We start from the raw sequence: 8,941 nt of genomic DNA on the forward strand, positions 1-8,941 counted from the left end.
ACGATCGAGAGCATGTCCCGCGACGACCTCCAGCAATTCCACGACCAGCAACGACACGCGTACGAGACGCTCCAGAAGGCCGGTCTCGCACTCGACATCACCCGCGGCAAGCCGTCGGCCGAGCAACTCGACCTCTCCAACGAGCTTCTCGCCCTTCCCGGCCGCGACGACTATCGGGCCGCGGGAGTCGACACCCGCAACTACGGCGGGGGCACCGGGCTGCCGGCCATCCGTGAGATCTTCGCCGATCTGGTGGGCGTGCCCGCCGACCAGCTGCTGGCCGGCGACAACGCCAGCCTGTCGATGATGCACGACACGATCGTGTGGTCACTCCTGCACGGCACTCCCGACTCGCCACGCCCCTGGTCGGCCGAGGAGAAGGTGCGCTTCATCTGCCCCTCGCCCGGTTACGACCGGCACTTCACGATCTGCGAGCACTACGGGATCGAGATGGTCGCCGTGGACATGCTCGAGGACGGTCCCGACCTGGAGGCCGTGCGCGAGCTCGTCAAGGACCCTCTCGTCAAGGGCATGTGGCTCGTGCCCACCTATGCCAACCCGACCGGGGCGGTCGTGAGCGAGGCGGTCGCGGCCGAGCTCGCGGCGATGGAGACCGCCGCACCGGACTTCCGGGTCTTCTGGGACAACGCCTACGCCGTCCACCACCTCACCGAGGAGCGGGTCAAGTCCGCCGATATCCTCGGCCTCGCGACGGCCAGCGGCCACCCCAATCGCCCGCTGGTGTTCGCCAGCACGTCCAAGATCACCTTCGCGGGCGCGGGTGTCAGCTTCTTCGGCGGTTCGCCGGAGAATGTCGCCTGGTATCTGAAGCACGCCGCCGTGCGCGCGATCGGCCCCGACAAGGTCAACCAGCTGCGCCACGCGGAGTTCCTGGGCGACGCGGACGGGGTCTTGGCGCACATGGACCGGCACCGCGCGATCCTCGCCCCGAAGTTCGCGGCCGTCCAGGAGATCCTGAGCGACCGGCTCGGCGGTCTCGGCATCGCCGAGTGGACCCAGCCGAAGGGCGGCTACTTCGTCAGCCTGGAGGTGCCGGACGGCACCGCGACCCGTGTCGTGCAGCTGGCCAAGGAGGCGGGCATCGCCCTGACTCCCGCGGGAGCGGCCTTCCCCTACGGCAAGGATCCGCGCGATCGGCAGATCCGGATCGCGCCGTCGTTCCCGCCCTTGGAGGAGCTGCGGGCCGCGATGGAGGGATTGTGCACCTGCGTGCTGCTCGCGGCGGCGGAGAAGGCCGTCGGCTGACGCCACCATGCGCGTCCTCGTAGCGACCGACAAGTTCGCCGGCACGCTGAGCGCGGCCGAGGCCGGCCGCGCGATCGCCGAAGGATGGCGACGCACCGCACCCGGCGACACGGTGACCGTCGCGGCGATGGCCGACGGTGGCCCGGGATTCATCGACGTGCTGTCCGCATCGGGGGTCGGACGGCTGCAGGCGGTGACCGTCCGTGGCCCGCTCGGCGATCCTGTGCCTGCCACGCTCCTGCTCGACGGCACCACCGCCTATGTGGAGTCGGCACAGGCCTGTGGGCTGCACCTGCTCGCGGACGACGCTCGTTCGCCGTGGACGGCGAGCACCTTCGGGGTGGGCCAGGCGATCGACGCGGCCATCGACGCCGGGGCCCGGCGCATCGTGGTCGGTCTCGGCGGCAGCGCCACCGCCGACGGAGGAGCGGGCCTCCTCGCTGCGCTGGGCGCCACCGCGGACGTGGCGCTCGACGCCGGCCCCCGAGGCCTGGAGGGCGTGACCTCGGTCGCCCTCGATGCGGTGAGGGAGCGCGTGAGCGGAGTCGAGCTCGTGGCCGCGGCGGACGTGCAGACGCCGCTGCTCGGCATGTTCGGCGCGACCAAGGTGTTCGGACCGCAGAAGGGTCTGAGCGACGAGGACATCCTCGCGGTCGACCGGATCCTGGACAGGTATGTCGACGCCGTGTGCGGCGCCACCCCTGCCGAGCGCCGGGTCGCCGACGAGCCGGGCGCGGGAGCCGCCGGAGGCCTCGGCTTCGCGCTGCTGGTGCTCGGGGCCTCGGTCCGGTCGGGGATCGAGCTCGTCGCCGAGGCGGTGGGGCTCCCCGACGCGGCGGCGACCCACGATCTCGTGGTCACCGGAGAGGGAGCCTTCGACTACTCCTCCCGTGCCGGGAAGGTGGTCCACGGTGTCGCGCAGATCGCGCAGCGCTCGGCTCTGCCGTGTCTGGTGCTCGCAGGGCGCGTCGATGTCGGATCACGCGAGATGCGGGCCTTGGGGATCGAGTCGGCCTACGGGATGGTCGACTATGTCGGCGAGGAGGCCGCCCTCAGGGCACCGGCCGAGCAGCTGTCGGCGCTTGCCGCGCGCGTCGCCCGGACCTGGTCGGCCCGCTGGGAATGACCGCGCATCGATTTCGTCGTCTCCGGCGCGTACGATGAGGAATGGAATCGTGAGCGAGCGCGTTGACCTCGACACCAGCAGTCCACGGCAGGAGCAGAGATGACCACGACCGACCAGACCCCGGCCACCGAGACCTCGGCCGACGGGATCACCTTGACCTCCGGCGCGGCGTCGAAGGTCAAGAGCCTGCTCGATCAGGAGGGCCGCGACGATCTGTCGCTGCGTATCGCCGTGCAGCCCGGCGGCTGCTCCGGCCTGCGCTACCAGCTGTTCTTCGACGAGCGCTCGCTCGACGGCGATGAGATCCGCGAGTTCGACGGCGTCCACGTCGTCGTCGACCGGATGAGCCTGCCGTACCTGCACGGTGCCACCATCGACTTCGTCGACACCATCGAAAAGCAGGGCTTCACGATCGACAACCCCATGGCCACGGGTTCGTGCGCCTGCGGCGACTCCTTCCACTGAGTCCTTCCTGACGAACGGCGCCCCTCGCGACTACCGCGAGGGGCGCCGTTCGCGTCGAGTGGGGCCGGTGTCCTCCGCCGCTCCCGTCCTCGAAGGCGGTGAGTTACGCACCTCTCACGACGCTCGAGAGGTGCGTAGCTCACCGCTCCCGCGTGCGAGAGGTGCGTAAATCACCGCTCTTGGTCCCCACAGTCACGGGGCCTAGCACGGGCGCATGGCGGGGTGAGGGGGCCGGGGCGGTGGCGACCAAGGGCATCGAACGTATGCTGGTTCGGTGCATCTTGCGATTGCCGGGTCGGTCGCCACCGACCACCTCCAGACGTTCTCAGGCCGCTTCTCGGACTCCCTAGTCCCTGACCAGCTCGACAAGATCTCCGTGTCGTTCCTGGTCGAGGACCTCGACGTCCGCCGGGGAGGCTGCGCCGCCAATATCAGCTTCGGGCTCGCTCAGCTGGGACACCGGCCGCTACTCGTCGCCGCCGTGGGACAGGACTTCGTGTCCCAGGGATACGAGAAGTGGCTCGATTCCGCGGGCGTCGACTGCTCGCGGCTGCGGGTCTCCGACACGCGGCACACGGCTCTGTGCACCATCACCACAGATGACGCGCACGCGCAGATCGTGACCTTCTACCCCGGCGCGATGGCCGAGGCCCGCGAGATCGACGTCGCGACGCTCCATGCCGAGCGCCCGATCGATTTGCTGCTCATCGGTCCCGACGATCCCACCGGCATGCTGAGGCACACTCACACGGCCCGTGAGCTCGGCATCCCCTTCGCCGCCGATCCCTCCCAGCAGCTGGCGTGGGCCGATGGCGAGCTCATCGCCGACCTCATCGACGGTGCCGCGTACCTGTTCTGCAATGAGTACGAGGCCGCGCTGATCGAGAAGAAGACCGGCTGGAACGATGACGACCTGCGCCGCCACGTGGGCACCCGGGTCGTGACCCACGGCAAGGACGGAGCGGTCGTGCACACGGCCGATGGCGAGCTGATCGAGGTCGCCGCGATCGACGGCATCACCGCCGTCGACCCGACCGGTGTGGGCGACAGCTTCCGGGCCGGCTATCTCGCCGGTGTCGCGGCGGGTCTCGGCGCTGAGCGCAGCGTCCAGGTGGGCTGCACCATCGCCGCCTGCGTCGTCGAGACCATCGGCACCCAGGAGTACGCCGTGGACGCCGGCACCTTCCTGAGCCGGCTGGAACGGCAGTACGGCAGTGAGGCTCGTACCGAAATTCACAAGGCGTTGTCCCTCGGCGGCGTAGCATGACATCGGAACGATCAACACAGGCTGACCTGACCGTCGCCCGGGCAGTGGCCTGCGTTAGGGTCAGGGTGACATCCAGGTGATGGTCCAGGTTTCAGAAAGGCGCCCCGTGGGTCGGAAGAAGTTGGCGGCGGTCATCGCCGCAGCCGCGCTGCTACTCAGCGGCTGTTCCCCTGTTGACGAGTCGGAGCTCAAGCGCCTCGCGCTGCCCATCGCGGGCTCGGATCGCTCCGAGCCGATGTGGCATCTGTGGCTCGGCACGTGGATCGCGGTCCTCGTCGTGTTCGTGCTGGTCTTCGCGCTCATCCTGTACGCGCCGATCCGCTACCGCCGGCGCGCGGGCCAGACCGCGGCGCCCTCCCAGATCCGCTACAACCTGCCGATCGAGGCGCTCTACACGATCGCACCGCTGGTCGTCGTAGCAGCGTTCTTCTTCCATACGGTGCAGGCGCAGAACTCGATGCTCGACGACTCCGAGACGCCCGATCACACCATCGAGGTCGTCGGCAGCAAGTGGCAGTGGACGTTCAACTACCTGGACTCCGAGGCCACGGGCGGTGAGCCGGTCTACGACCAGGGCGACACCGAGAACCTGCCGGATCTCTACCTGCCCGTCGACGAGACGGTCGAGTTCCAGCTCTTCTCGCCCGATGTCATCCACTCGTTCTGGATCCCCGAGTTCTACTTCAAGATGGACGTCATCCCCGGCGAGGGACCTCAGGACAACCGTTTCCAGATGACGCCGACGCGTGAGGGGACGTTCACCGGCCGCTGTGCCGAGCTGTGCGGCGTCTACCACACGCGGATGCTGTTCAACGTCCACGTCGTCTCGCGCGCCGAGTACGACGCTCACCTCGAGGAGCTTCAGCAGGAGGGCCAGATCGGTCGTCCGCAGGGAGCCTCCGATGCTACGACCGTCACCGGCCTCGGTGACCACGGAGGAGAGGGCTGATGGCCACCACCGCAGCGTTCGACGAGGGCGGAGCCCACGCCACGTCGGCACGCATCCAGCGTGAGCGGAGCATGGGTCAGAAGATCGCCACGGTCTTGACCACGACCGATCACAAGCTGATCGGCAAGATGTATCTCTTCACGTCGTTCGCCTTCTTCCTGATCGGCGGCGTGATGGCGCTCATCATGCGCGCCGAGCTCGCGCGTCCGGGCACCCAGGTCGTCGGCGACGAGACCTTCAACCAGCTCTTCACGATGCACGGCACCGTGATGCTGCTGATGTTCGCGACCCCGCTGTTCTTCGGGTTCTCCAATCTCGTGGTGCCGATCATGATCGGTGCCCCGGATGTCGCGTTCCCGCGCCTGAACATGTTCAGCTACTGGATGTACCTGTTCGGCAGCCTCATCGCCGTCTCGGGCTTCATCGTGCCCGGCGGCGCGGCGAGCTTCGGCTGGTTCGCCTACATGCCGCTGAGCGATTCGATCAACTCGCCCGGTATGGGCGGTGACCTGTGGGTCATGGGCCTGTACATGTCGGGTCTGGGCACGATCCTCGGTGGCGTCAATTTCATCACCACGATCTTCACGATGCGCGCGCCCGGCATGACGATGTTCCGGATGCCGATCATGGTGTGGAACACGCTGGTGACCAGTCTGCTGGTCATCATCGTCTTCCCGGTCTTCGGCGCCGCGCTGCTGGCGGTCGCGGCCGATCGAATGCTTGGGGCCCACGTCTTCGACGCGGCGACCGGCGGCCCAATATTGTATCAACATTTATTCTGGTTCTTCGGGCATCCAGAGGTGTATATCATCGCGCTGCCCTTCTTCGGCATCATCACCGAAGTGCTCTCGGTCTTCAGCCGTAAGCCCGTGTTCGGTTACGTCGGGCTGGTCTTCGCGACCTTGGCGATCGCGGCGCTCTCGGCTGCCGTCTGGGCGCATCACATGTTCGTGACCGGTGCGGTCAACCTCGCCTTCTTCAGCTTCATGACGTTGTTGATCGGCGTGCCGACGGGGGTGAAGTTCTTTAACTGGATCGGCACGATGTGGGGCGGATCGGTCACCTTCGATACGCCGATGATGTTCGCGTTGGGCTTCCTGACCACGTTCCTGTTCGGCGGTCTGACGGGCATTATCCTGGCCTCACCGGCCTTGGACTTCCACCTTTCGGACAGTTACTTCGTGGTGGCGCATTTCCACTACGTGGTGTTCGGCACCGTGGTGTTCGCGATGTTCGCTGGGTTCTACTACTGGTGGCCGAAGATGACCGGCCGGATGCTCGACGAGAAGCTGGGCAAGATCCACTTCTGGCTGCTGTTCATCGGCTTCCACCTGACCTTCTTGGTCCAGCACTGGCTGGGTGTGGCGGGTATGCCGCGTCGTTACGCCGACTACGGACCAAACGACGGCTTCACGACGCTCAACGAGATCTCCACGATCGGTGCCTTCCTGCTCGGCGCCTCGATGATCCCGTTCCTGTACAACGTCTGGAAGTCGCGCAAGGCTCCGCTCGTCGGACTCGACGACCCGTGGGGCTGGGGCCGAACGCTGGAGTGGGCGACCTCGTCCCCGCCGCCGCGGCACAACTTCGTACGGCTGCCGCGCATCCGCTCTGAGAGCCCGGCCTTCGATCTGCATCACCCCGAGCTCGCTGCGCTGGAGCTGAAGCAGAACCCCGATGAGAAGGCCGCGGTCGCCGATGCGCCGAATGTGGACAATCGCGAAGAGGCCCTCGGGCATCGCAAGGACGGTGAGTGATCGATGAAGGCCGAATTCTGGATGATGCTCGGCGTGGGCGTCTTCTTCGTGTTCGTCACGCCGGTCTACTGGGTGCTTTCGGGTGACCCGACGGGCACCACGGCCCTCGTCATGACCCTGCTGCTGTGCTTCATGCTCGCGCTGTACCTCGGCTTCGTCGCCCAGCAGGTCAATCCGCGCCCGGAGGACCGCAAGGACGGCGACATCATCGACGGTGCCGGCGAGCTGGGATTCTTCCCGCCATTCAGCTGGTGGCCGTTGTGGTGTGCGCTGGTCTTCGGCACGCTGATGCTCGGCATCGTCGTGGGCTGGTGGCTCTTCCTGTTGGCTCTGCCATTCGGCGCGATCGTCGTGGTCGGCTGGGTCTTCGAGTATTACCGGGGTGTCCACGCCCACTGAGTGCCACCCGATGAGATCACCGTGACTAGACTGTCACGGTGATCTCATCGTTTTCGCGCGTTGTCGTCGCCGCTGTGGCGGCGCTGGTGTTAGTGGGCTGCAGTGACTCCGGTGCCTCCGATACCGAGCCCGCGGCCGCGGCCGGGCCCGAGCCGGTGCTCTCCGCCAATGTCACCGATGGACAGACCGACGTGCCGGTCGAGACGATCGTGACCGTCGACGTCGAGGACGGCGAGCTCGGTGAGGTCGTCGTACGTGGCGGCGAGGACGATGCCGTGATCGAGGGGACCGTCGACGGCGCGCGCTGGACGGCGGCCGAGCGCCTCGAGCCCGCGGTCGACTACACGCTGCAAGCGACGGCCTCAGGGACCGACGGGCAGCAGACGGAGCTGGAGACCGGGTTCACGAGCCAGTCGCTGACCCTCGACGAGCAGACTTATCCCTCTGTGGCGCCGCTCCAGGGGGAGACCGTCGGCGTCGGCATGCCGGTCATCGTCAACTTCGACCTCCCCGTCGAGGACCGGGCCACGTTCGAGCAGCACATGGCGGTCACCTCCGAACCGCAAGTCGAGGGCGCCTGGAACTGGATCAGCGATCGGGTGGTGCACTGGCGGCCCAAGGAGTACTGGCCGGCCGGCACCAAGGTCCACGTCGATCTGCAGTTGAACAGCCTGCCGGCCGGACAGGGTATCTACGGCCAGCAGAACCAGGTGGTGGACTTCGAGGTCGGTTCGTCCGTCGTCTCCACGGTCGATGTCAACGCCCACACGCTCACGGTCGACATCGACGGTCAGACGGCACGCACCATCCCGGTCTCCAGCGGTGCGCCACAGTGGGCCAGCCGCGAGGGCACCAAGATCGTCATGGAGAAGTTCGACACGATCGACATGGACGCCGCGACCACCGGGGTGGACTCGTCCGATCCGAACTACTACAACATGAAGGGCGTCAAGTGGGCGATGCGGCTCACCAATTCCGGTGAGTTCATCCACGCTGCGCCGTGGTCCGCCGGCTCCCACGGACGTGCGAACGTCAGCCATGGCTGTGTGGGCATGGGAACCGAGGACGCCGGCTGGCTCTACCAGAACTCCAAGCGCGGTGACGTGGTCAACTTCGTGGGAAGCACCCGTGCCCTCGAGCCGCAGAACGGCTGGACCGATTGGAATGTCGACTGGGAGACCTGGCAGTCCGGTTCGGCACTGGCCGGGGCGTAGCAGTCAGCGCAGATCTTCTCGCCGTGGCGCTGGCAACCGGTGCAGCCAGGGGTGCTCGGGGTGTGCCCGGCTCAGGGATGCCGCGAGCCATCGCCTGCTCGTCTGGTCCATCACGGGCAGACAGCTGGCGAGGTCGCGGCTGTCCTTCTCACGTGTGTGTACGGCTTTGAGGAGGAGCTGCACCTCAGGGCGGAGATAGACGAGTCCGTCTCGTCGCCAGAGTGCCTCGTCGAGTGGACGCCTGATGCGCGGATCGCGCTTGTAGGTCCAGGTCGAGCCGTCGACACGCTCCAGCAGGACGTCGTACTCCCAGGGATCCGCGCCGCTCGCCCGGAGCCAGAGATTCCCGCAGCCGTTCGCGACCGTCGCGGTGTCGGCAACGCTCGAAAACTGGACGATTGCATCGCCCGAAAAGTGAACGGTGTGTGGGCAGCCTAGTCGTTGTCTCGGTCGGCGGTCTCGCGGATGCTGGGCAGCGTCTCGATGCCGCGGTTGCGT

General features: G+C 67.1%; 8 protein-coding genes. All 8 read left to right on the forward strand.

Features of this window, described 5'->3' with window-relative positions; translation table 11 throughout:
* Window positions 1–12: 12 nt before the first annotated feature.
* The gene (locus FNM00_RS16790) at window positions 13–1,266 is read left to right on the forward strand and encodes an aspartate aminotransferase type Ic (protein ID WP_143914700.1); all 1,254 of its coding nucleotides are present in this window, start codon (window positions 13–15) and stop codon (window positions 1,264–1,266) included.
* 7 nt (window positions 1,267–1,273) lie between these two features.
* Window positions 1,274–2,392, forward strand: coding sequence for a glycerate kinase family protein (locus FNM00_RS16795; protein ID WP_143914693.1), 1,119 nt, complete (start codon window positions 1,274–1,276; stop codon window positions 2,390–2,392).
* A gap of 99 nt (window positions 2,393–2,491) precedes the next feature.
* Window positions 2,492–2,857, forward strand: coding sequence for a HesB/IscA family protein (locus tag FNM00_RS16800; protein ID WP_087623992.1), 366 nt, complete (start codon window positions 2,492–2,494; stop codon window positions 2,855–2,857).
* Window positions 2,858–3,131: 274 nt separating this feature from the next.
* Complete coding sequence (locus FNM00_RS16805) at window positions 3,132–4,124, forward strand: carbohydrate kinase family protein (protein WP_143914694.1); 993 nt, start codon at window positions 3,132–3,134, stop codon at window positions 4,122–4,124.
* A 106-nt stretch (window positions 4,125–4,230) separates the two neighbouring features.
* On the forward strand, window positions 4,231–5,073 hold the full coding sequence (ctaC, locus tag FNM00_RS16810) for an aa3-type cytochrome oxidase subunit II (protein WP_246065212.1): 843 nt from the start codon (window positions 4,231–4,233) through the stop codon (window positions 5,071–5,073).
* 71 nt (window positions 5,074–5,144) lie between these two features.
* Window positions 5,145–6,830, forward strand: a complete 1,686-nt coding sequence (ctaD, locus tag FNM00_RS16815; protein WP_246065214.1) for an aa3-type cytochrome oxidase subunit I — start codon at window positions 5,145–5,147, stop codon at window positions 6,828–6,830.
* 3 nt (window positions 6,831–6,833) lie between these two features.
* On the forward strand, window positions 6,834–7,229 hold the full coding sequence (locus tag FNM00_RS16820; protein ID WP_143914697.1) for a cytochrome c oxidase subunit 4: 396 nt from the start codon (window positions 6,834–6,836) through the stop codon (window positions 7,227–7,229).
* A gap of 38 nt (window positions 7,230–7,267) precedes the next feature.
* A complete protein-coding gene (locus FNM00_RS16825; protein WP_246065213.1) occupies window positions 7,268–8,443 on the forward strand; it encodes a L,D-transpeptidase in 1,176 nt (391 codons plus the stop codon).
* Window positions 8,444–8,941: the final 498 nt, after the last annotated feature.

Source organism: Aeromicrobium piscarium (genome assembly GCF_007421815.1).
Classification (GTDB): Bacteria; Actinomycetota; Actinomycetes; order Propionibacteriales; family Nocardioidaceae; genus Aeromicrobium; species Aeromicrobium piscarium.

Bases quoted from the DNA above. Each gene is read 5' to 3' on its own strand.
- FNM00_RS16795 (WP_143914693.1), top strand. From the start codon at position 1,274: ATGCGCGTCCTCGTAGCGACCGACAAGTTCGCCGGCACGCTGAGCGCG.
- ctaD (WP_246065214.1), top strand. From the start codon at position 5,145: ATGGGTCAGAAGATCGCCACGGTCTTGACCACGACCGATCACAAGCTG.
- FNM00_RS16800 (WP_087623992.1), top strand. From the start codon at position 2,492: ATGACCACGACCGACCAGACCCCGGCCACCGAGACCTCGGCCGACGGG.
- FNM00_RS16790 (WP_143914700.1), top strand. From the start codon at position 13: ATGTCCCGCGACGACCTCCAGCAATTCCACGACCAGCAACGACACGCG.
- FNM00_RS16820 (WP_143914697.1), top strand. From the start codon at position 6,834: ATGAAGGCCGAATTCTGGATGATGCTCGGCGTGGGCGTCTTCTTCGTG.